At 68.6% G+C, this 22373-nt stretch carries 18 protein-coding genes; 8 read left to right on the top strand and 10 right to left on the bottom strand.

What is annotated here, in order from left to right:
* The first annotated feature begins 15 nt into the window (after positions 1-15).
* Both MP11Mi_RS07845 and MP11Mi_RS07840 read left to right on the top strand, forming a co-directional pair.
* A complete protein-coding gene (locus tag MP11Mi_RS07845; RefSeq protein ID WP_420041727.1) occupies positions 16-219 on the top strand; it encodes a DUF2613 family protein in 204 nt (67 codons plus the stop codon).
* A gap of 64 nt (positions 220-283) precedes the next feature.
* Positions 284-4516: a DUF3367 domain-containing protein gene (locus MP11Mi_RS07840; RefSeq protein ID WP_420041726.1), complete on the top strand. Its 4233-nt coding sequence runs from the start codon at positions 284-286 to the stop codon at positions 4514-4516.
* Here the strand turns inward: MP11Mi_RS07840 and MP11Mi_RS07835 are convergent.
* Entirely contained in the window at positions 4405-5595 is a 1191-nt protein-coding gene (locus tag MP11Mi_RS07835; protein ID WP_420041725.1) for an acyltransferase family protein, read from the bottom strand. The genes MP11Mi_RS07840 and MP11Mi_RS07835 overlap by 112 nt on opposite strands.
* 68 nt (positions 5596-5663) lie before the next feature.
* Here MP11Mi_RS07835 and MP11Mi_RS07830 point away from each other — a divergent pair, with 68 nt between their 5' ends.
* The gene (locus tag MP11Mi_RS07830) at positions 5664-6743 is read left to right on the top strand and encodes a porin PorA family protein (protein WP_420041724.1); all 1080 of its coding nucleotides are present in this window, start codon (positions 5664-5666) and stop codon (positions 6741-6743) included.
* On the opposite strand, the gene MP11Mi_RS07825 is transcribed toward MP11Mi_RS07830, so the two are convergent.
* Positions 6740-7936, bottom strand: a complete 1197-nt coding sequence (locus tag MP11Mi_RS07825; RefSeq protein WP_420041723.1) for a polysaccharide biosynthesis protein — start codon at positions 7934-7936, stop codon at positions 6740-6742. The genes MP11Mi_RS07830 and MP11Mi_RS07825 overlap by 4 nt on opposite strands.
* A gap of 103 nt (positions 7937-8039) precedes the next feature.
* Here MP11Mi_RS07825 and MP11Mi_RS07820 point away from each other — a divergent pair, with 103 nt between their 5' ends.
* Positions 8040-8951 (top strand): HpcH/HpaI aldolase/citrate lyase family protein, encoded by a 912-nt coding sequence (locus MP11Mi_RS07820; protein ID WP_420041722.1) that lies wholly within the window; start codon positions 8040-8042, stop codon positions 8949-8951.
* A gap of 4 nt (positions 8952-8955) precedes the next feature.
* The gene (locus tag MP11Mi_RS07815; RefSeq protein WP_420041721.1) at positions 8956-10638 is read left to right on the top strand and encodes a hypothetical protein; all 1683 of its coding nucleotides are present in this window, start codon (positions 8956-8958) and stop codon (positions 10636-10638) included.
* Positions 10639-10686: 48 nt separating this feature from the next.
* Here MP11Mi_RS07815 and MP11Mi_RS07810 read toward each other — a convergent pair whose 3' ends face one another.
* Positions 10687-11811, bottom strand: a complete 1125-nt coding sequence (locus MP11Mi_RS07810; protein WP_420041720.1) for a glycosyltransferase family 4 protein — start codon at positions 11809-11811, stop codon at positions 10687-10689.
* Positions 11812-11839: 28 nt separating this feature from the next.
* Here MP11Mi_RS07810 and MP11Mi_RS07805 point away from each other — a divergent pair, with 28 nt between their 5' ends.
* The gene (locus MP11Mi_RS07805; RefSeq protein ID WP_420041719.1) at positions 11840-12601 is read left to right on the top strand and encodes a methyltransferase domain-containing protein; all 762 of its coding nucleotides are present in this window, start codon (positions 11840-11842) and stop codon (positions 12599-12601) included.
* Positions 12602-12624: 23 nt separating this feature from the next.
* Here the strand turns inward: MP11Mi_RS07805 and MP11Mi_RS07800 are convergent, their stop codons facing one another.
* From MP11Mi_RS07800 to MP11Mi_RS07770, 7 genes are all read right to left on the bottom strand, one after another.
* A complete protein-coding gene (locus MP11Mi_RS07800; protein ID WP_420041718.1) occupies positions 12625-13122 on the bottom strand; it encodes a hypothetical protein in 498 nt (165 codons plus the stop codon).
* A 70-nt stretch (positions 13123-13192) separates the two neighbouring features.
* Positions 13193-15763 (bottom strand): ABC transporter permease, encoded by a 2571-nt coding sequence (locus MP11Mi_RS07795; RefSeq protein WP_420041717.1) that lies wholly within the window; start codon positions 15761-15763, stop codon positions 13193-13195.
* 2 nt (positions 15764-15765) lie between these two features.
* Complete coding sequence (locus tag MP11Mi_RS07790; protein ID WP_420041716.1) at positions 15766-16554, bottom strand: ABC transporter ATP-binding protein; 789 nt, start codon at positions 16552-16554, stop codon at positions 15766-15768.
* A 167-nt stretch (positions 16555-16721) separates the two neighbouring features.
* Positions 16722-18542: a phosphoenolpyruvate carboxykinase (GTP) gene (locus MP11Mi_RS07785; RefSeq protein WP_420041715.1), complete on the bottom strand. Its 1821-nt coding sequence runs from the start codon at positions 18540-18542 to the stop codon at positions 16722-16724.
* Between the two features lie 114 nt (positions 18543-18656).
* Positions 18657-18998 (bottom strand): hypothetical protein, encoded by a 342-nt coding sequence (locus tag MP11Mi_RS07780; RefSeq protein ID WP_420041714.1) that lies wholly within the window; start codon positions 18996-18998, stop codon positions 18657-18659.
* Between the two features lie 11 nt (positions 18999-19009).
* Positions 19010-20107, bottom strand: a complete 1098-nt coding sequence (locus MP11Mi_RS07775) for a hypothetical protein (protein WP_420041713.1) — start codon at positions 20105-20107, stop codon at positions 19010-19012.
* Between the two features lie 8 nt (positions 20108-20115).
* On the bottom strand, positions 20116-20805 hold the full coding sequence (locus MP11Mi_RS07770; protein WP_420041712.1) for a hypothetical protein: 690 nt from the start codon (positions 20803-20805) through the stop codon (positions 20116-20118).
* A 102-nt stretch (positions 20806-20907) separates the two neighbouring features.
* On the opposite strand from MP11Mi_RS07770, the gene trmB reads away from it, so the two are divergent.
* Complete coding sequence (gene trmB / locus MP11Mi_RS07765) at positions 20908-21720, top strand: tRNA (guanosine(46)-N7)-methyltransferase TrmB (protein WP_420712852.1); 813 nt, start codon at positions 20908-20910, stop codon at positions 21718-21720.
* The gene (locus MP11Mi_RS07760) at positions 21717-22373 is read left to right on the top strand and encodes an NYN domain-containing protein (RefSeq protein ID WP_420041710.1); all 657 of its coding nucleotides are present in this window, start codon (positions 21717-21719) and stop codon (positions 22371-22373) included. The genes trmB and MP11Mi_RS07760 overlap by 4 nt, the downstream gene beginning before the upstream one ends.

Genomic DNA, 22373 nt, shown 5'->3' with positions numbered 1-22373 from the left:
GGTACCTTGTGGTCCATGGTTCGCGACCGCTTGCTCTACGGGATTCTCGCCGCGGTCGTCGGCGTAGTCGTCGGCGTCGGCGGCGTCTTTCTGGGCGGCGTCCTCGCCTCCGAGACGAAGCCGTCTACCGACGTGAACAGCTTCAACGGCCAGGACGGTTTCGTGCAGGGCTCCGTCGAATACGGTTCACGCGGCGGCTCCGGGTCCGACAACTCCTGACGTCCTGACGACTCCTGACATCACGGTGAGCCCCGAACGGCGTCTCTCGCGACGTGGCGTCGGAGTGGCCGCATTGATCTTCACGCTCGTCTCGTTCTGGCAGGCTCCCGGCAAGGTGGCGCCGGACACGAAACTCGATCTGACCGCCGACCCGATCGGCTTTCTCGCGAAGGCGACGCACCTGTGGTCGCCGACGATGCCGATGGGGCAGATCCAGAACCAGGCGTACGGCTATCTGTTCCCGCACGGCGCGTTCTTCGCCCTCGGCGACCTCGTTCACATCCCACCGTGGATCGTCCAGCGATTCTGGTGGGCGATCCTGCTGACTGTGGGGTTCGTCGGCGTCGTCCGCGTCGCCGAAGCGCTGCGGATCGGGTCGTTCGGGTCGAGATTGATCGCGGCGGTCGTATTCGTCGCGTCGCCGCGCGTCATCACGACGTTGGGAACCATCTCGTCGGAGACGTTGCCGTTGATGCTGGCCCCGTGGGTTCTGCTGCCAATAATCCGGGTCCTCGACGCGACGTCGACGAGGCCCGCGTGGCGGGAGGCCGCACGCTCGGGGTGCGCTATCGCCCTGATGGGGGCGGTGAACGCGGTCGCCACCGGCGCTGCGGTGAGCGTCGCTGTCCTGTGGTGGGCGGCCGCGACGTGCACGCGTGATCGGGACCGTCGTCGCCTTGGCCTGCGGTTCGCCTGCTCCTGGGTTCCGGCACTCGCCGCCGCCTGCCTGTGGTGGGCGGTACCTCTGCTGATGCTGGCGCGGGTGTCGCCGCCCTTCTTGGATTTCATCGAGTCGGCGCAGGTGACCACCGAGTGGACGTCGCTCACCGAAGTGTTGCGCGGGACGGGGTCGTGGACGCCGTTCGTGTCCGGGGAGCGCGCGGCGGGTGCCGTCCTCGTGTCCGATTCGGCGGCCGTCCTCGCGACCGGCGTGCTCGCCGCCACCGGCCTGGCGGGTTTGGCGATGCGCGCCATGCCGCACCGTCGACGATGGCTCGGACTTCTGATTATCGGTCTCGCCGCCATGTGCCTCGGTTACCCGGGAGCTCTCGGGTCGCCGATAGCCGACACGGTCCGCGGGTTCCTCGACGGCAGCGGCGCCGCGCTACGCAATGTCCACAAGTTCGAGCCGTTGATCCGGTTGCCGTTGGTCTTTGGTATCGCACACCTGCTGGCACGCGTGCCGTTCCGGTCGCTGCTGGCCGCGCCGTCGAAAGCCAACGGGTGGGCTCGCCCGGCCGCGGCGACGATGGTCGTGGTGACCGCGGCGGTCGGGGCCGGGTCGCTCGCATGGACGGGCGGGCTGGCACCGACGTCGAGCTACGACGCGATTCCCGCCTACTGGCATCAGACGGCCGACTGGCTCGACGAGCATGCGGGCGACTCCCGCGCTCTCGTCGTGCCGGGGGCGCCGTTCGCCGACCAGATCTGGGGTCTGACGCGAGATGAGCCGCTACAAGCGCTCTCGGACGCACCGTGGGCGGTTCGCGACGCGATTCCGTTGACGCCGCCCGGCGCGATCCGCGCGATGGACTCGGTGCAGCGCGATCTCGTGTCCGGGCGTGGTTCGGCAGCCCTCGCCGACACGCTCGCCGCTCAAGGAGTCGGCTACGTGGTGCTGCGCGCCGACCTCGATCCGGCGTCGTCGCGGTCGGCGCGGCCGATCGTGGTCGCGGACGCGCTGCGCCGCTCCCCCCGAGTCTCCGAGGTCGCGCGGTTCGGCCCCGAAGTGGCCCCGCCGACCGTCGACGGCGTGGTGGTCGACGACGGGCTTCGCCCCACAATGCCTGCGGTGACCGTGTACCGCGTCGGGTCGGGGCGCAGTACCGGTCCGCTGCTGACTCCCCTCGACGAGATGCCTCGGGTGAACGGCGGACCGGAGTCGTTGGCCGCGATCAATGAGGCGCGCGCCCGCATGGGGCGGCCAGCCCTCGGGACGGCGATCATGACCGCCGATGCACGACGCGCGGGCGTCGGAGACGGACCCGGACTGATCGTCACCGACACACCAGCCGACCGGGAGACCGACTTCGGCCGCGTCGACGACCATTCGTCGTCGATCCGGGCGCCGGACGATCCGAGGCTCACGAAGAACGCCGTCGCCGACTACCCGGTCGCCGACACACCATTGGTGCGCGGGGAATGGCTGCTGAACAACGAGCCCGGCCAAGTGCGGGTCACCTCGTCGGGGTCGGCGGCCGACGCGACTCAGCCCGGTCGAACGGTTCCGTCGGCGTCATCGACGGCGGCGTTCGACGGCGATGTGAACACGGCGTGGGTGAGTCGCGGCCTCGAATCGGCGGTCGGACGGTGGGTGGCGCTCGAGTTCACGCAGCCGCACCGCAATCTCGCGTTGACGGTGACGACGGCGAAAGCGCTGGGTTCTGACGTGTCGTCGCTGCTGGTGACCACGGATGCGGGCAGTACCGTGGTCACTGACGTCGAGCCGGGTGTGCCGACGCGGATCGTCGCGCCCGCAGGCCAGACGCGGCGTGTCGAGATCCGCGCGATCCGCACCGCGGACGGCACGTCGGGCAATCAGTTCGCGCTCGCGGAGGTCGCGTTGTCGGATGCGGGCAGCGGACTGGACTACTCGGTCCGGCACCGGGTGGTCCTGCCCGAGCTCGACGCAGCAGACCGGGTTGACGGGTGGGTGTTGTACAACGAGCTCGGCAGCCGCGCCGAATGCGTGACCGACGACGACCGTGTCCGCTGTGCGCCGACTCTCGGGATCGCGCCGGAGGCGCCCGGAACCTTCGGGCGTGCGGTGTCGGTGCCGTCGGACACGAACGTGACCCCGAGCGTGGTCCTGCGGCCGAAAACGGGCGGGGCGTTGAACGATCTGCTCGCGCGGGCCGGCGCCGTTACGGCGGAGGGCGCGGCTGGCGTCACCGACCCCCGAGGGAACGCGTCGGCTGTCGTCGACGGCGACCCTCGCACCGTGTGGACCGCACCCGAGGCACCGGCGTCGAACGGCAAGAAGCCGCGGAAGCCGTCACTGACTCTGCACCTGCCGTCGACCCGCGAGGTGTCCGGACTCAAGCTAACGCTGCCCGACGACTATCCGGCGAGCCCGACCCGCGTCACCGTCGATCTCGGCGGCGGCCAGAAGAAGCAGACCGTGCGGGTCCGCGACGACGGCACGGTGCCGTTGACGCCGACACGGACGGACCGGATCGTGGTGACCGTCGATGAGACGAGCGACTTGATCGATGTCAACGAGCTGGGTTTCGCGCGGCAGTCGCCCGCAGGCATCGCCGAGGTCGAAGTGTTGCCGAGTTCCGCCGGGTCCGCCGCAGCTGGGGCGACGTCGGCCGCCGCCGACCTGGACCGGCCGATCGCCGTCGGTTGCGACACCGATCCGCAGGGTCCGCTCGGCCTCGGACTGTCGGCGGCGGGACGGATCGAACGGCTGCAGGTGGCGACGACGGCGCGGGCGCTGCGCGACGGCGATCCGGTGGTCGCGACGGTGTGCTCGGGCGAGCCACTGCAATTGCCCGCCGGTGAGCAGGAGGTGATGGTCAATCCCGGCGACGCGTTCACCGTCGACTCGGTGCAACTGCGCGCGCCGGGTCCCGACCCGGTCGGGACGAGTGTCCCCGCCGAGACCCGAACTTGGGGTGCGACCTCGCGCGAGGCGGTCGTCGACGCCGCCGATACCTCGCGTGTCCTGTCGGTTCCGGAGAGCACTAACACCGGCTGGCATGCCCGCCTCGACGGCCACGACCTGGAGCCGATTGTCGTCAACGGCTGGCAGCAGGGCTGGATCGTCCCCGCGGGCGCCGCGGGAACGATCGCCCTCACTTTCGACCTGGACACGCCGTACCGGTGGGTCCTTGTCGTGGGACTGATCCTCGTGGCCGCGCTGTTCGCCGCCGCGTTCTGGCCGACACGCCGGTCGCGCGGAGTTGAGGCCACGCTCACCAGACCGACCGTCGACACCTCACCGCTCGAGACCGCGTTGCTCGCCGTCTTCCCGCTCGCCGTCTTCCCGCTCGCCACCGCCTACCTTTTGACCGGCGTGTGGGGCCTGCTCGCGGCCGCCGTCACCGGCATCGTCGTCGCCTACGCTTCGGCGACGACCCGTGTCACGCTGGTCTTCTCGGCGATGTCGATCGCGACCGTCGCGCTCGCGACAGGCCCATGGCAGTCCGGCGCCGCGTACGCCGGGTACGAGGTGCTGCCTCAGCTGGCGGCACTGGTCTCAGTGTCGGCTGCGGTGTTCTCGGCGGTGTTCGAGCGGCGCCTCTCGCGGCGGGCGAGAGCCCGGCGGCACGGCTCTTCAACGAACGTGTAGCTGGCGGCCGAAACCGGCACCGTGACGGCGACGGTCAGCAGCCAGACTTGAACGAAATGGCCGTCGAACGCGACGATCCCGAACAGCCCGAACACGGCGGTGAGGACGGCGACGTGCCAGATGAAGATCCCGTACGACCAGCGGCCGAGCGCAGCCATGACCGGGGAGTCGAGGAATCGGAACGGTCCGTCCCGGAGGACGAGGGGTGCCAGGATTGCGTAGGCGCAGATCCCGCCGAGCACCATTTTGGCAGCGTACTGCGGGTCGTTCATGGGGGCGAGCCCGACGGGGCCGGCGAGCGGGGTGGACGCGAGACCATAGGCGATCACGAGCACCGCGAACATCAGCGGCCGGTTCGACGACGCCCGGATGATCGGGGACGCCGCGTCCAGGGCGTCCGTCCGGACGGCGGCGACGATCTCGGCGAGGAGTAGCCCGCCCGCGAACCACGGGAGATGCCCGAAGACCCAGTTCTTTCCTTCGACGCCGTCGGCGAGCGGCAAGAGGTTCGCCAGCCACGCCCAGCCCAGGCTGAGCACGCTCACCCCGAGGATCAGCGGGATGCGCAGGCGTGCGCGTCGTCCTCGCAGCGCGACGAGGCCATATCCGATGATCGGGAGGAGCAGATAGAACGCGACTTCGACGGACAGGCTCCACATCTGGGTGAGGCCGGGCGCGAGGGTGAGCGGGACGAACACCTGGGTGAGGGTGAGGTTGGCGATCCACACGGTCGGCGACGCGTCGCGCGCCTGCGGCAACAGCAGGAGGACCGCGGTCACGACGATTGCGTATGCGGGCCAGATGCGTACGAAGCGGTGGCGGAGATAGCGGCGGACGTTCGGCGGGCCGGCCCCACCGCGTGCGGCGCTCGCGTAGGGCCGCCACAGAAGGAATCCACTCAATGCGAAGAACAGTGCGACGGCGAGATCGAGTCTGCCGAGGACGGGACCGATCACCGGCCAGTGCAGCGATCGGGTCTGGAAGGCGACGTGCGTGGTGAGGACGCCGACGGCGGCGACCGCCCGCATCCCTTCGAGCTGCGGGTAGAAGCGCTTGGCGGGCGCGGTCGCAGCGCTCATGTGTGGTCCTTCATCGTCGGGTCCACAGTAGCGGCCGCAGTCGCGGCACGTGCCCTACAGTCGACGGCATGGCCGAGACCCCGTCACAGCGTTTGCATGCGCGAGATCTGTTGGCGCCGTCCGCGTTCTTCCTGGGTGCGTTGTTGCTCGCGGGCGCGATCGCGCTGGGTCCAGTTGTCGGCGCGTCGTTGAAGAAGATCCCACTGGACGTCGATGTCACGTGGGTCGCCGACGGTTCGGACGGCGCGCGTGTGTTGAACCGTTGTTCCATCGACGAGCCGCGGGCTCAAGTGCTCGACGCTCAAGTTCAACAACGGCGGCGCATCGTCGCGGTGCGTCCCGCCGACTCGGACGTCGTCACGCTTCAGGCGGGCACGTCATTCGGTGTAAGCAAATACCAGGTGGACGGCGAGTCCGTCGATGCCGACGACGTGTGCGACACCGAGACTCTGTCCGCGACGATCGACCGGGTGACGATCGACCGCCGCACCGCGCTGCCGACCGGGCAGCCGTCGGAAGTCCAGTACGACGACACGAAGGCCGCGGTGCCGCTCCCCGACCGGACGGGCTTCACCTACGTGCTGCCGTTCGAGTTCGCCGGCTCGGACCTGACGTACTTCGACATCGTGAGTCGCACGCCGGTGCCGTTGACGCGGGAGGGGACGCAGACCGTCGCGGGCCGGAAGACCGTCCACCTCGCGACATCGGTCGAGGACGCGGACCTCTCGCGCGTCGACACACGCGCGGTCATTACGCGTCCGGCGTCGTGGTTCGGTTCGTTCCCCGGCGTGCGGGCCGACGAACCGTTGACGGCGGCGCTTCGCTATTCGGCGCAGCGCGATCTGTTCGTCGACGAGACGACCGGCGTCGTCGTCGACGAGCGGGTTCGGCTGGTCGAGGAGTACCGCTTCACGCCGGATATCGCGTCGAGGTCACCCGAGCTCGCCGACTTCCGGCTCACGAATGTCGACACGACGCTGCATAGCGACCCGCAGAGTCTTCAGGACGCCGCCGACATCGCGTCCGCACGCGACTGGCCGGTCACGCTCACCACACTGATCCTGCCGATCGTGTTCGGTGTGCTCGGCGTCGCGTCGTTGCTCGTCGGCGTCGTCGTGACACTGCGCGACCGACGGAAACGCCGTTAACCCGCCATCCTCACCCAGGCCCACGTCCCGATCACCGACGAGACGGCAGCGCCTGCAGCGAGCGCCGCGAGGGTGACGACGGAGTCGGCGACGGAGAAGATCAGGACGACTTCGACGACGAGGACGGCGAACGCGGGGACTGCGCCGCGAGCGCGATTGCGGGCGATCGCCGCCAACAGCATCAACTGCAGTACGGCGAGGAGTGACCCGGTCGCCGCGAAGAGCCACATCAATCCGGCGACGGGTCGATAGTCGTCGGAGATCGCGATCGGCACCAGTGGACCGCAGACGGCGGCGAGCACGGTGACACCGCAGCCGATACCGGCGAGGACGCCTGCCGCGCGGCGCAATGCGGCGCCGGATCGGACCGGATCGGCCAGTCGCGGATAGACGACGACGCCGATCGCTTGCGGCAGCCAGAACGCGGCCTTCGTCGCGACCGCGCCCAACGCGTACACGCCCGCGTCGCCCGCTGACAGGACCGACCGCGAGAGCAGCAGGTCGACCGACACCGCGACGATCATCACGAACTGGACGCTCGACGCCGACAGCACGTCGCACATCGATACCGGCGAACTCGCCCGCCCGGTATCGATGCCGCCGCCCCGCCACCCCGCGACACCCGCGACTACGGCCGCGGCGACGACTGTGCCGACGGTCCCCGCAGCGCGCGCGCCCGTCGGCCCCGCGCCCGCCCAGACCGCGGCGACGATCGGCACCGATTTGGCGACGCCGACCCCGGCGAGGACCCCACCGAGCAGACCGAACCGCCCGGTTCCCTGTAAGAGCCCCTGCCCGCCCGCGATGACGGCCAGCGGCGCAGCCCCGGCCAGCGCGGCCACCGTCGCCGACCACGACGTGTGCGCGATCTGCATCATCACACCGACGCCGACCGCCGACCCGATAGCGACGAGGACACCGACTACGCCGATCAATCGCCACAGACGTCGGCGCGACGTCCCGGTCACCACTTCGCGGGCGACGACGGCCTGCACCGCGAGCGCAGGCACCGACAGGACGAGCATCGCCGCGTTGAGAACGGAGAACTCGCCGAACCCATCCGGCCCAAGGACCCGGCTCGCCGGAACCTGGACGAGATAGGCGAGCAGGTTCGCCAGCAACGTTCCGACGGTGACCGCGCCGAGCGCACGCACAGTGGCGCCCGGTCGCTGCGCACGCGCGGTGATCGTCATGGCACCAGTGTGCCCGTACCGGCGGGTACACTTGCGCGGCGGCATCCGCGCCAAAACCCGTAGATCATCCCAGTACCGTAGAGACACAGTAGGCAGAGAGTCGATGTACGACACCGAATTCACCGCGCCCGATCCCTCCGACATCGGATCCCGGATCGACCCGGTGCTCGCGCGCAGTTGGCTGCTCGTCAACGGAGCCCAGCACGAGCGTTTCGAAGCCGCGTCGCATTCGCGTGCCGACATCGTCGTCCTCGACATCGAAGACGCCGTCGCCCCGAAGGACAAGGACGCCGCCCGCGACAACGTCGTACGGTGGCTCGACGACGGCAACACCGACTGGGTGCGCATCAACGGTTTCGGCACCCCGTGGTGGTCCGCCGACATCGCCGCGCTCGGGTCGACGTCCATCGGCGGCGTCATGCTGGCGATGGTCGAATCCGTCGACCACATCACCGAAACCGCGCGACGGCTTCCGAACATCCCGGTAGTCGCCCTCGTCGAGACGGCGCGAGGTTTGGAACGCATCGCGGAGATCGCATCGGCGAAGGGGACGTTCCGCCTAGCGTTCGGCATCGGCGACTTCCGCCGCGACACCGGTTTCGGCGACAACCCGACGACACTCGCCTACGCGCGATCGCGGTTCACGATCGCCGCGAAAGCCGCCGGGCTTCCGTCGGCTATCGACGGCCCGACTGTCGGGTCCAATCCACTCAAGCTCAGCGAGGCGACGGCGGTCAGTTCCGAATTCGGCATGACCGGGAAGATCTGTCTCACCCCCGACCAGTGCGCGGCGGTCAACGACGGGCTGTCGCCGTCGTTGGACGACATCAGTTGGGCGCGCGAGTTCTTCACCGAGTTCGAGGGCGACGGCGGCGAAATCCGCAACGGTTCAGACCTGCCGCGCATCGCCCGCGCGACGAAGATCCTCGACCTGGCCCGCTCGTACAACATCGTGTCGAAGGATTACGGCGTATCTGACCAATCACACGCGTCCACCGACACGTTCCACTACTGATCACATGCTGTACCTGGTCAGCGCGCTCCTGACGGCGCTGATCTGTGTGCCCCTGTACGGCGGACATCTGGTGTACCGCGACGCGGTGTCGGTGCCTCAGTTCTCGTTGTCGGGGGCCGCTTTCGGCGTCGACGGTTCCGCGCCCCGCGCCGTCCCACAGGATGCGATCCTGGGTCTGGTGTCACGGGTGGTCGACGGCGGATGGCTCGTCGCGTTGTTGACCACGGCCGCGGTGTTCGGCGCGGGTGTCGGGTTCGGCAGGCTCGCACGACGCCTCGTGCCGCAGGCAGGCACCGCGGGCGCCATCGCCGCCGCGGCCGTTGGGATCTGGAATCCGTTCGTCGCCGAACGACTCCTGCAAGGGCAGTGGAGTCTGCTGATCGGGTACGCCACACTCGGCCCGATCGTGCTGGCGGTCCTCGATCTCGGCGACCGACGCTCGTGGCGCCCCGCAATACTGCTCGTCGGTCTGTTCGCGGCGGCAGGATTCACCCCGACCGGTTCGATTCTCGCGTTAACGATCGCCGCCGCCGCTGCGGTCGCAGCACGGCCGGGCGTGGGCGCTGGCCTGGCCTGCGGCGTCGGCTGGGTGGCGACCGCGTCGCCGTGGCTGGTCGCCTCCGCGGTATCCGACGCCTCCGGGTCATCAAGCGGTGCAAGCGCATTCGCGCTACGTGCCGAGCCCGGACTCGGTTCGTTCGGCACAGCGCTCGGTCTGGGCGGGATCTGGAACACCGATGCCGTGCCGACGAGTCGGACTACGTGGTGGGCGGCGGTCGCGACCGCAGTGTTCCTCGCCGTGCTCGTCGTCGGAACCGTCCGAATATTCACGTCGCCCGCCGCGCCCTTCGACTCCGTTCAAGGTGGCCGCCATCGAGACCCCCGCATGGTGCTCGCCCTCCTCGCACTTGTGGTCGTCGTTTTGGTCGCGGTCGGCGCGACCGGCCCCGGCGTCGCCGTGATGGATGCTCTCCTCGCCCACGTCCCCGGCGCGGGCCTGGTGCGCGATGCACAGAAGTATCTGGCGCTGGTCGTCCCGTTCGCCTCACTCGCCGCGGCGGCCGCGGTCAGCGTCCTACGACGGTGGGTGCCCGGTGGTTTCGCCGCCGCCGTGATCGGCCTGCTGATCGTCGCGCCGCTCCCGGATCTCGGCTGGGGCGTCGGCGGTCAGGTCCGGTCGGTCGCGATCCCCACCGACTACACGCACGTCGCCGACGTTATTGGCGACGGCGACGGGACGTCCGTCGCTGTCTGGCCGACAGCGACGGTCCGATCACTGTCCTGGACCGACGGGCCGTCCTTGTCGCCGCTGCCCCGCATGATCGACGCGCCCGTCGTCGTCGACGGAACCCTCGTCGTCGACGGTGAACCGCTCGACACGCCCAGCGGTCGGGTCGCCGACATTGTGGCCGTCCTCGACGACGGCGGCGACCCGGCCCGCCTGGCGCAGCTCGGCGTCGGCTGGGTCATCAGCGAGGAGGCCGATCCGCCCGCGCTACTCGCTGCGGGAGCCGACGAAGTGGTAACCGGCGACCACCTGCGACTGTTTCGCCTTCCCGACGCCATTCCCGCGCCCTCGCCGAGTACCGCTGCGTGGGTGGCGGCGATCGCCGCGCTCAGTTTGTGGTTCGTTGCACTCACCGCCGGAGCGGTCGCCTGCGGCCGCCGGCCCAGACGAGCTGCCTGACGCGGTCTACCTGCTATTTGGTGTCACCGGGTTAGTGTGAACGTCGGGCTAGAGTTCACCGAACATGGACTCGAATCCGTCGGCGGTCGCCGCCCACGAATATTCGCGCGAACGCTTCATCGCGGCGTCGCCGAGCCGAACCAGCCGCTCACCGTCGGCGACGAGATCAGCGACCGCCTGGGTGAGGTCGTCGAGGTCGTCGACGAGGAGCCCGGTCACGCCATCAACGATCGAGTCGGTGAGTCCGGCCGAGCTCCGGTAGCCGACAGTCGGTATGCCGTGTTGTGCGGCCTCCACGACGGCCAGCCCCCACCCCTCCTTGCGGGACGGCATCACATGCAGGTCGGCTGCCGCCAGAAGCTCGTGTTTACGGGTATCGGCGACGTGGCCGTGGAACGTGACACGTCGTTCGATCGTCAGATTAGCCGCGGCAGAACGCAGCTCGTCGTCCCACCAGCCACCGCCGACGACATCCAAGTGCACGTCGACGCCACGACCAGCGAGGGTGGCGACCACGTGCAACGCGTGCTCGACTTGTTTGTGCGGGACGAGGCGCGACACGGCGATCAACCGCACTCCCGCGCGGCGCGGCGCCACGGCGAGCCCGTCGGGAACCGGATCGACGCCGTTGCGGATCACCGTGATCCGGGAACGGTCGACGCCGAGGTGTACCAGCTCCGCCGCCGACGGCTCGGACACCGTCACGTACCGGCTCGCGCGGTGCACGTGTGGCGACAGCCGCGACTCGACGAACCAACCGACCCGCGACAGCACCGGGCCGGCCACGGGCCACTGCTCCCGATGGCAGTGATGCACCAGAACTATGGTCGGCGCGTCGACCAGCAGCCGCGCGAAGAACGGAACACCGTTCTGCGTGTCCACGACGAGGTCCGGGCGGTATCCGGCGAGCCTGCCCCGGCCAAACCTGGCCGCGGTGAGCGTCGCGGCCGCGCGCAGGTACACGGTGAGCCGCCCGCCCGCCCGCAATACTCGAATCCCGTCGGACATCTGGCGGCGCGGCGCGCCCGGATACGCCGCGGTCAGAAGAGTGACGCGGAAGCCTCGTCGCGCGAGTTCGGCGCCGACGCGTTCGAGATACCGTTCGCTGCCACCGCCCTGCGGGTGACCGGTATCGCGCCAGCACAAGAGCAGCACGTCGGTCGGCGGGGTCACCCGAACAAGGGTATGCGACGCTAGATCGATGTCGTCGTCGAGCTTCGCGCGCCGAGCCACCGTCGCCCGTTCGGTGCGACTGTTTCGGGAGTTCCGCCACGAACAGACCGACCCCGACCGCTTCTACGGTGCGTTAGCCGACGACACCGCGACGATGATCGCCGAACTGCACCGCGATTCGCTCGACGGTTCGACGGTCCTCGACGTCGGCGGCGGTCCAGGGTTCTTCGCCGACGCATTCACCGACGCGGGCGCCCGCTATCTGTCGGTGGAGCCCGATGCCGGCGAGATGCACGCCGCAGGCCTCGATCACCGGACGGCGGTCCGGGCGCAAGGCCAACACCTGCCGTTCCAGACCGGCAGCGTGGACATCTGCTATTCGTCGAACGTCGCCGAGCACACCGACCGGCCATGGGAGATGGCCGACGAGATGGTCCGCGTGACGAGACCCGGCGGCACCGTCGTTCTCAGCTACACCCTGTGGTGGGGTCCGTTCGGTGGCCACGAGATGGGGCTGTCCCATTACCTCGGCGGGCACCGCGCGGCACGCATGTACACCAGGCGGCACGGGCATCCGCCGAAGAATCTGTTCGGGGAGTCTCTGTTCCCGATTACCGCGGCCGCGGGCCTGCGCTGGGCACGTGGGGCAGGCGACGTCGACTTTCGTCTCGCATTTCCCCGCTACCTGCCACGATGGGCGTGGTCGGTCGTCAAAATCCCCGGGGTGCGGGAGGTCGGTGCGACGAACCTCGTCCTGGTGTTACACAAACGCTCTCCACCCGCCGATTGACTGGGCGTCCCCTGCCCCGCTGGTCAGCGGGGCAGAGCCGCGCTACAACTGAACGGGCCGACTCCGGACGTCGAGGACGCCAACAATTCTTCGCCCTGCATGATCGTGCAGGTGATCCGGCCACGGACGACGATGCCGGAGACTTCGGCACGCCGATCGGTGACGGTAGTGCGTTGCTGCCAGGGCGTTCCCGTCACGACGACGATCCGCGACCGACCGCCCGAGTGGTAGGCGACGCCGACGACGTCTCCGTTCCCGGTGAGTTGATAGATCACACTGCCCGGTTCGCCCGTCGGCCTCGTGTGCGTCGGCTCCGGCGTCGTCGACGTCGGTGTCTCTGTGGTCGACGACGGCGGCTTCGACTCACTCGTGGCCGGGACAGTGGTCGTCGCTGGAGCGGTGCCGGTGGTCGAGGACGTCTCGTCCTTGACCACCAGCACCGCGACCACGATCAACGCGATCAAGGCCACGAACACCACCACAGACAGCACAACTGTACGAGTGGTGTTCCGGTTGCTCATGGCACCCAACTTAGTGGGTCGACCACGATCACGACTCGCCAGTCACGACTCAACGGTCACGACTCGACAGTCACGACTCAACGATGGCTTCGAGCGGCCTCGTCCGTGCGGCTGTGACCGCAGGCCACAGTGCGGCGACGACACCGACGACCGCCGCGCCGACCAACGTTCCGCCGATCAGAGTCCATGGGATGACGACGGCGTCGAGCCCCCAGTAGGCGAGAGTCCGGACGAGCGGGATCGCGATCGCGAGCCCCAGAACCACGCCCAACAGCGCACCGAACACGGCGATGTACGTCGACTCCAGGTAGATGGAACGTCGGACCTGGGACCGCGCCATACCGACCGCACGAAGCATCCCAATCTCCTTCTTACGCTCCACCACCGACAACGCGAGCGTGTTGATGATGCCGAGCACCGCGATCGCCAGCGACAGCGCGAGTAGCGCGTACAGCGTCACCAACATTTGGTCGACTGTCGACGACACCGAGTTCTTGAACTCTTCCCGATCCTGGATCTGGACGACGAGATACTGCTTGGTCGCGTTCTCCATCTGGCTGCGCAACTCGTCGACATCGGTACCGGGTTTGCCCTTCACCCAGATGGGTACTGCCTGACGCATCGTCTCCACCGGCACCAGCTTCCGATAGGCGTCCGCGCCGACGATCCGCTGTCCGATCACCTCACTGTCCTCGTAGACGCCGGTGATCCTGACCGGCACTTCGTCGCCGGTGAGCGCGGTGAGCGTGACCTTGTCACCCAGCTTGAATCCCTGGTCGCGGGCGGTCGACTCGTCGACCGCGAGCCCGTCGCCCGGCACGTCGATGCTGCCCTGCACGGTCTTGACCACGGCGACGTCGTTGAGCGATCCGCCGAGCGCCGCCGTCATCAGAAACGGCTTGTCGTCGAGCTTCGAGGGCGCGACGGCCTGGCTGATGACGACTCCCGCGTCCGGGACCTTCTCACGAACCGTGTCGGCGACGCCGATCGGCAACGGTCCGTTGTTGGTCGACGACATGATGAAATCGGCGGTCACGCCCTTGTCGACGGCGTCGTTGACGGTGCCTTTGAAGGAGGTGCCGATCGTGCCGATGACGACGACGAGCATCAACCCGAGCGTCAACGCGAACGCGGTGGCCGCCGATCGTCGCGGGTTCCGCACGGCGTTGGTTCGCGCGAGCCGGCCGACTGTCCCGAATGGTTTCGCGAACACCGCGCCGAAGCCGCTGACGATCGGCTGCGACAGTGCGGGCGCGCCGAGCACCACGGCGATGACAGCGAGGAGTGCCCCAAGCCCGACGATCAATGCGTGGCCGGTGCCTTCCCCGAGCCCGCCGACGACGAGCGCGAGAACCCCGAGCACGCCGACGATCGCGGCAGCGAGCGTCCGCTTGCGGAGCGATCCGGCTCCGGGCTCCACCGTGCTCGCGCGCATCGCCTCGACCGGCGGGATCCGCGATGCGCGACGCGCGGGGATCCACGCGCTGAGCATTGTGACGACGACGCCGACCAGCAGGGCGGCGACGATCGCCGTCGCACCGATCTGGATGCCGTTCGACGGAAGCCCTTGCGACTGCGTGAACGCGAGCAGGGCGGCCGCGATCCCGATCCCGAGGCCGAGACCGACGAGACCGCCGATCACACCGACGATCGACGCCTCCAACAGCACCGACCGGGAGACGTCCTTGCGGCTCGCGCCGATGGCGCGCAGCAGCGCCAGCTCCTTGTTTCGTTGGGCGACGATCATCGAGAAGGTGTTGTAGATGATGAACGTTCCGACGAGTAGGCCGATCGCCGCGAACGCGAGGAACACGGCTTGGATGATCGTCAAGAACTGGTCGACCTCTGCTTTCTGGTCCGCGCGGACCTGGTCCCCGGTACGGACTTTGTACAGCTCGTCGACGGTCCTCGTATCGCCGAGCGCCGCGTGCACGGCGTTCCGCAACTGGGTGTCGGATACGCCGGGTTTCGCGGTCATGTCGACGACGGAGACGTACTCGCCGTCGGAGAAGTACTGGTTCGCAGTCTCCTCGTCGAATGCGATGCCCACGAAACCACCGGTGGACGTCGGCATGTCGGTGAGGCCGACGACCGACACGTGAAGGGGATCGGACACGCCGGTCCCGAGGACGACGGTCGTCGTGGACCCGACGTGCAGCCCAGCTTTGTCCGCGGCGTCGTTGTTGATGAGGATCTCGTCGGCGTTGCTCGGCGCGCGACCGTCGACGATGGTGTTCGCAGAATCGCCGATAGCCCGGTCCGGCGGCAGATACGCCGACGCGATGCTCGGTGCGCCACCGGTCTGGATGGGTTTGCCGGACGAGTCGGCGACGGTGACGGGTCCGCCGACGTTCTTCACGAGACGATCGATGCCGAGCTCGTCCTTCTTGTTCGTGAGCTCATCGACAAGCTCGACGGGGACCCCGGGCGCATCGGACTCGGCGGCCGTCACCTCGACAGCGACCCCACGCGCCGCATTGTCGAAGATCGAGTTGAACGCCTGCGAGACAGTCGAAGTGAAGATGAGCGCAGCGGCGACGAAACTCGTGCCGAGGACCACTGAGAAGACGGTCAGAACGAGCCGGAGCTTGTGCGAGGACAGGCTCCGCACAGAGACTCGCCGCATCACAGACGACCCCATCGTCAGTGCTCCCCGGTGGTGGAGCCGGTAGGCGCCGCGTCGTCGAGATGCTTCATCACTTCGAAGACGTCGTCGGCGGCCGGCTGCCGGAGCTCACGGACCAGCTGACCGTCTGCAAGGAAGATGACCCGGTCGGCGTACGCGGCCGCCCGCGGATCGTGGGTGACGATGACGACCGTCTGACCGAACTCGTCGGTCGCCGCCCGCAGGATGTCGAGGACCTCGCCGGACGATCTGGAGTCAAGGTTGCCGGTCGGCTCGTCGCCGAAGATGATGTCCGGCTTGCCGACCAATGCGCGGGCACAGGCCACACGCTGCTGCTGACCACCGGACAACTCGCTCGGCCGATGCGACAACCGGTCCCCGATACCGAGCCTGCCGATCACGGTGTCGAACCATTCGCGGTCGACCTCGCGTCCCGCGATCCCCTGCGGCAGGGTGATGTTCTCTTCCGCCGTCAACGTCGGCACCAAGTTGAACGCCTGGAACACGAAACCGATGCGGTCACGGCGCAGCTTCGTCATGTCTTTGTCGGAGAGCCCGTCCAGGTCGACTGACCCGATCCGGACCCGGCCGCTGGACGCCGTGTCGAGGCCGGCCAGGCAGTGCATGAGGGTCGACTTGCCGGAGCCCGACGGGCCCATGATCGCGGTGAACTCACCCGCCTTGAAGTCGATCGTGACGCCACGCAGCGCGTGGACGACGGTGTCACCAGACCCGTACGTCTTGACCAATACGTCGGCACGTGCGGCGATCTGCTCATGCTGGTTTTCTCCAGCTGCGTGTGTCATACGTCCCAGCGTTCCAAATCCGGGGGCGAAGCGCTATCGGGAATTCCCCTGAGACAAGCCAGCAGCCGCAAACGAGAAACGAGTGGAGTCGAGACCCCTGGGGGATCTCGACTCCACTCGGTCAGCACAACCCGGGTTCGATCAACTGCTCGAACCGGGAGTCGCGGTCAGGCCAGGCGCTCGCGCAGGCCGTCGAGTTCACTGCGGAGGGCGGTCGGCAGCTTGTCGCCGACGAAGCCGAACCATTCCTCGATGCTCGGGAGTTCGTCGCGCCACTCGTCGACGTCGACGGCGAGGGCCTCTGCGACGTCGTCGATGGAGACGTCCAGACCGGTCAAGTCCAGTTCCTCCGGCTTCGCCACCACACCGATCGGGGTGTCGACGCCTTCGACGTTGCCTTCGATGCGGTCGACCATCCACTTGAGGACACGGCTGTTCTCGCCGAATCCTGGCCACAGGAAACGACCGTCAGCACCGCGACGGAACCAGTTGACGTAGAACACGGCGGGCAGCTCGGCGCCGTTGCGGCGACCGATGTTGAGCCAGTGCTCGAAGTAGTCACCGACGTGGTAGCCGAGGAACGGCAGCATGGCCATCGGGTCGCGGCGGGTGGTGCCGACCTTGCCCTCGGCCGCGGCGGTCTGCTCGGAGCCGACCGTGGCGCCCATGAACACGGCGTGCTCCCAGTCGCGGGCCTGCGTGACCAGCGGCACCGTTGTCTTGCGGCGTCCACCGAACAGGATCGCCGAGATCGGCACACCCTGCGGGTCGTCCCACTCCGGGGCCAGGGTCGGGCACTGTGACATCGGGGTGCAGTAACGCGAGTTCGGGTGTGCCGCCTTCTCGTTCGACTCCGGCGTCCAGTCGTCGCCGCGCCAGTCGATCAGGTGGTCGGGCGCATCGCCGATGCCCTCCCACCAGACGTCGCCGTCGTCGGTGCGCGCGACATTGGTGTACAAGGTGTTTCCGGCTTCGATGGTCTGCATCGCGGTCGGGTTCGAGTCCATACCGGTTCCCGGTGCAACACCGAAGAAGCCGAACTCGGGGTTCACCGCGTACAGGCGCCCGTCGCTGCCGAAGCGCATCCAGGCGATGTCATCGCCGACGGTCTCGGCACGCCAGCCTGGCAGGGTCGGCAGGATCATCGCGAGGTTGGTCTTACCGCAGGCCGACGGGAACGCGGCGGCGATGTAGTAGACCTTCTGCTCGGGCGAGATCAGCTTGAGGATGAGCATGTGCTCGGCCAGCCAGCCCTCGTCGTGCGCCATAGCCGACGCGATGCGCAGCGCGTAGCACTTCTTGCCGAGCAGCGCGTTACCGCCGTAACCCGATCCGTACGACCAGATCACGCGGTCTTCGGGGAACTGGACGATGTACTTCTCCGGGTTGCACGGCCACGGCACGTCGGCCTGGCCGGATTCGAGGGGGGCGCCGACGGAGTGGAGTGCCTTCACGAAGAAGCCTTCGGTGCCGAGGGTTTCGAGAACCGTCGGGCCCACCCGCGTCATGACGCGCATCGAGAGGACAACGTACTCGGAGTCGGTGACCTCGACGCCCAGCTTCGGGTCGTCCGAGCCGAGCGGACCCATGCAGAAGGGGACGACGTACATCGTGCGTCCGCGCATGCTGCCGCGGTACAGCTCGGTCATCGTCGCGCGCATCTCGTCCGGGTCGACCCAGTTGTTGGTCGGTCCGGCGGCTTCTTCGGTCTTGGAGCAGATGAAGGTGCGCGATTCGACGCGGGCGACGTCGGCGGGGTCAGAGAGCGCGAGGAACGAGTTCGGCTTCTTCTCGTCGTTGAGCTTCACCATGGTGCCCGAATCGACCAGCTGGGACGACAGTCGGTCCCATTCCTCGTCACTGCCGTCCGACCAGACCACCCGGTCGGGCTGCGTCAGTTCGGCGACCTCAGCCACCCAGGCAAGCAGTCCGGCGTGTGTGGTCGGGGCGTTCCCGGGCTCGAGGCCCGGAATGGTCGCAGCGGTCATGCGGATCTCCTCAGTAACGGCAATGCCTGCGCCAGTAGTTCCGTCCGGGCGCAGTTGTCGTCGAGGATACGCGTTGCACACCGGGGTCCGGCAGTCGGTTGGGCGAGGAATTCGTCACGGCAGCCGACCGAGTGATGTGGGTCTCCACGGGAGCGGTTCGTCGGATTCGGCCGAGACGGTGACACCGCCGGACGATTCCAGCCGAGTCAGCCGGTCGACGTGCCCGTCTCCGTCGGTGTCGGTGAGGATCGCCGGATCACCCGCCACGTCGGTGATGATCGAGTCGGGCACACCGTCCGCGTCAGCGTCGAGGTCTGCCGGGCCGAGATCCCACAGCTGCCCGTCGTCGTAGATCCACAGGTCGTCGCCCGCGTCGACGGCAGCAGCAGATTCCGCGGAGACTGCGTCGTCCGCGGCTTCAGCTCCGAACCAGTCCTCCATCACGCCTTCCGTCACCTTCTACAAGGTTAGACGCGCCGGGCGGGCATTCGGTTCCATGTCTGCCGTCCGAGCCCGACTTCGACAGCGCTCAACCGTGCGGCCAGCCGGTGCTCCGCCGCCGTTCTACTCAATGACACCGTGTCGGCCGTCCACCTGCGTAGCGCCGCGCGCGTCGACGCGGTCCGCCGGACCCCCACGATCCAGGCCGCGACAGCCAGTCCCGTCAGTGCGGTGAGGACGGCGCCCGCCCAGCCGAGGCCCGCCCACTGCACCATCGGAGTCACGAGCATCCGCCCGACGCCGAACCCGGCGGTCACTCCGAACAACAGCACGACGGTGTCCTCGGCGCTCGGGCGACGCTCCGGCGGCGGCGGAACCGCTCCGCTCGTCGGCGGCTGCTGTTGGCCGGCCGTCTCGTCGGTCCCAAGAGCGGCGACGGCGCGCAGCCGATCAAGCCGGTCGGTGAGCAGCGATTGCGCCACGGCGTCGACGGTGGCGACCGTGGTGCTCAACCAGCGCGTGTACGCGTCGACGTCGCGGAGTCGGAGGCTCCCGCACGCCCGTTCGGCGGTCACCGCGAGGCCTTGGAAGGCTTCCCGCGTTGCGGTAACGACGTCGGCCCGCGCCGTGCTGACACCGGCACGGACGCCGGTCAGACGGTCCGCACGGCTCGGCGTTCGCTGCGGCGCTCGGCGGGATTCGGCTGGGGTTAGCGCGACGACCTCGGTCGGCTGCCGGGTCGGTACAGACGATCCCGCCGTGGCGGTCGAGCACCACTGCCGCAGATCATCGAGGCCGCCGCCGGTCTCGACTGAGACGGCGAACATCGCGAGACGACGGTCGGGGTCGAGGATGTCCCTGGCACGCTCGGCGAGACCGGGCCAGTCCGGATACCGCTCCACTCTGGTCGCGACGAGTGCCGCCGAGGTTCCGCCCGCCGCCAGCGCGGTGAGCAGTTCACGCTCCTCGGCTCCCGGCTCACACGACAGATCCAGCACCACCACCGCGCGGCACCCGACCGGGTCCGCATCGGCGTCACCGCCGATCGCGGTCGCGAGCCCTTCGGGGTCGCCTCCGAGGGTTCCCAACACCACCGTTCGGGTGACGCCTGATTCTGAACTCACCCGACCGTTCACAGTCGTGCCCCCACGAGAGCACGCTCGGCCTCCTCGCGCGATACGTCGCGTGCGGCGAGCAGGCGAAGGTCTCTGCACAGGCGAGCGTCGCGAAGCTTCGCGACCTCGGGTGACGCGGCCCGGATCGCGTCGGCGACGGCGCCGATACCGCTCGCCGCGTGCAGGCTCGCCGCGAGCGCGTCTGCCGTGATCCCCGGCTCGGCCGCCAACCGGGCAGTGGCGAGTGCGACTCCGCGAACTCCGAAGCGACACAGCACATCGTCGCTCGGTTCGCGCGCGCGGAGCGCATCCAGGTCGGCCGGCCCGACAGTCGCCGACGCCAGCAGCGCGGACACCGGCACGACCTGGTGGCCGAGCGTGTCTGCGGCTGCGAACGCCGCCGCCTGCGCGTCGTCACGAACGTCGGCCTTGCCTGCGACGACGATCAACAGTGCATCGGTGGCGCACGCGCGTACGTCACACCGGCGCGGTGCCGCACCGATCACTCGGACATGCAGGTCGGTGCCGCCTAGTGGATCGGCGTCAGGCGAGTCGGCATCGCCGACCACCGTGCACGACAATCGAAATCGTGCCCGCAACGCGGCGGCCATGGTCGCCGAACCCACGCCGCAGTGCCCGCCGACGGACACGGCCAACGGTCCCAGACGCCGCCGTCGAGCTTCGCTGAACGCGTGACTTTCCCCCATGCCGAACGCCTCCCCCAAGGTCGAATATGACGCTACCCGGCGTGGTCCGCGTACGGAGTCGGTTGCGAACATCTGGGTGTCGGTTGTCCGCAGCCGCCGCAAGTGCGACACCATGGAACCGTGAATAACGACGAGAACCCCGTCGCCGACCCGTCCGCGCCCCGAGACAACTCGCGCCTCTACCCACGTGTCACAAGCTTCCGGTTCCGCCGCGGCTCACTGACTAAAGGTCAGCAACACAACTGGGAGACGTTGTGGCCGACGCTCGGTCGCGACCTGCGAACCGGGCCCGACGCCGCGGACGAGCCACCGCTAAACGCGGCGGAATGGTTCGGCCGCGACGCGCCCCTCGTGATCGAGGTGGGCAGCGGCACCGGCATCTCGACGGCGGCGATGGCCGAGGCCGAAGCCGACGTCGACGTGGTGGCTGTCGAGGTTTATCAGCCGGGTCTCGCCCAACTCGTCGGGCTCGTCGACCGCGGCGGCCTCGAGAACGTCCGGATGATCCGAGGCGACGCCACGGTCGTGTTCAGCGAGCTCGTCGCGCCGAACAGCCTCAGCGGTGTCCGGGTGTTCTTCCCGGACCCGTGGCCTAAGACGCGCCACCACAAACGCCGCTTCCTGCAGTCGGGGACGATCGAGTTGATCGCCGACCGACTGAAGCCGGGCGGCGTCCTGCACATCGCGACCGACCACGCCGACTACGCACTGTGGATCGCTGAACTGCTCGCCACCCAGCATCCGGACCGACCTCACGTCGTGCCGTTGACATTCGATTCGCCGATCCTGTTGGAGCGTCCGACGACTAAGTTCGAAGGACGTGCCCAGGTGGAGGGCCGCGACGTCAACGAGTTCGTCTACGTGAAGCCGCTCGCGCCCACCGCGGGCGACCCCGACCAGGAGGATCCGTCATGACCGCACCCGAGTTCGCCGAGGCGATCACCGGCACCAGCGCGGCCCGGCGGGTCTTGCTCGTCTGGGACGCCCCGAACATGGACATGGGGTTGGGGAGCCTTCTCGGCGGCCGCCCCACCGCAGCGCACCGCCCGCGTTTCGACGCGCTCGGGCGCTGGGTTCTGCAGCGCACAGCAGCCATCGGCGCCGCCGCCCACGACGAGGTCGAACCGGAGGCGACGGTGTTCACCAACATCGCCCCGGGCAGCGCCGATGTCGTCCGCCCGTGGGTGGAAGCGCTACGGAACGTCGGCTATGCGGTCTTTGCCAAGCCCAAGCTGGCCGATGACAGTGACGTCGACGACGACATGCTGAATCATCTGCAGGTGCGACGACACTCTCCCGGACTGGCGGGGGTGATCGTCGCCTCTGCCGACGGGCAGGCATTCCGGGAGCCGCTGCTCGAGCTGGCTGCCGAAGGCGTCCCGGTCACCGTGATCGGTTTCCGCGAGCACGCGAGCTGGGCGCTCGCCGCCGATGAGCTGGAGTTCGTCGACCTCGAGGAAATCCCCGGAGTGTTCCGGGAGCCACTCCCCCGCATCAGCCTCGACTCCCTCCCGGACGACGGCGCGTGGCTCACCCCATTCCGTCCGCTCAGCGCACTTCTCAAGTGA

The sequence above is a fragment of the Gordonia abscondita genome, assembly GCF_032711245.1.
Classification (GTDB): Bacteria; Actinomycetota; Actinomycetes; order Mycobacteriales; family Mycobacteriaceae; genus Gordonia.
This window is presented reverse-complemented; position numbering and strand designations above follow the sequence as displayed.

Bases quoted from the DNA above. Each gene is read 5' to 3' on its own strand.
- MP11Mi_RS07790 (WP_420041716.1), bottom strand. From the start codon at position 16,554: ATGACACACGCAGCTGGAGAAAACCAGCATGAGCAGATCGCCGCACGT.
- MP11Mi_RS07785 (WP_420041715.1), bottom strand. From the start codon at position 18,542: ATGACCGCTGCGACCATTCCGGGCCTCGAGCCCGGGAACGCCCCGACC.
- MP11Mi_RS07795 (WP_420041717.1), bottom strand. From the start codon at position 15,763: ATGGGGTCGTCTGTGATGCGGCGAGTCTCTGTGCGGAGCCTGTCCTCG.
- MP11Mi_RS07830 (WP_420041724.1), top strand. From the start codon at position 5,664: ATGGCCGAGACCCCGTCACAGCGTTTGCATGCGCGAGATCTGTTGGCG.
- MP11Mi_RS07835 (WP_420041725.1), bottom strand. From the start codon at position 5,595: ATGAGCGCTGCGACCGCGCCCGCCAAGCGCTTCTACCCGCAGCTCGAA.
- MP11Mi_RS07825 (WP_420041723.1), bottom strand. From the start codon at position 7,936: ATGACGATCACCGCGCGTGCGCAGCGACCGGGCGCCACTGTGCGTGCG.
- MP11Mi_RS07805 (WP_420041719.1), top strand. From the start codon at position 11,840: ATGTCGTCGTCGAGCTTCGCGCGCCGAGCCACCGTCGCCCGTTCGGTG.
- MP11Mi_RS07815 (WP_420041721.1), top strand. From the start codon at position 8,956: ATGCTGTACCTGGTCAGCGCGCTCCTGACGGCGCTGATCTGTGTGCCC.
- MP11Mi_RS07760 (WP_420041710.1), top strand. From the start codon at position 21,717: ATGACCGCACCCGAGTTCGCCGAGGCGATCACCGGCACCAGCGCGGCC.
- MP11Mi_RS07845 (WP_420041727.1), top strand. From the start codon at position 16: ATGGTTCGCGACCGCTTGCTCTACGGGATTCTCGCCGCGGTCGTCGGC.
- MP11Mi_RS07770 (WP_420041712.1), bottom strand. From the start codon at position 20,805: ATGGGGGAAAGTCACGCGTTCAGCGAAGCTCGACGGCGGCGTCTGGGA.
- MP11Mi_RS07820 (WP_420041722.1), top strand. From the start codon at position 8,040: ATGTACGACACCGAATTCACCGCGCCCGATCCCTCCGACATCGGATCC.
- MP11Mi_RS07800 (WP_420041718.1), bottom strand. From the start codon at position 13,122: ATGAGCAACCGGAACACCACTCGTACAGTTGTGCTGTCTGTGGTGGTG.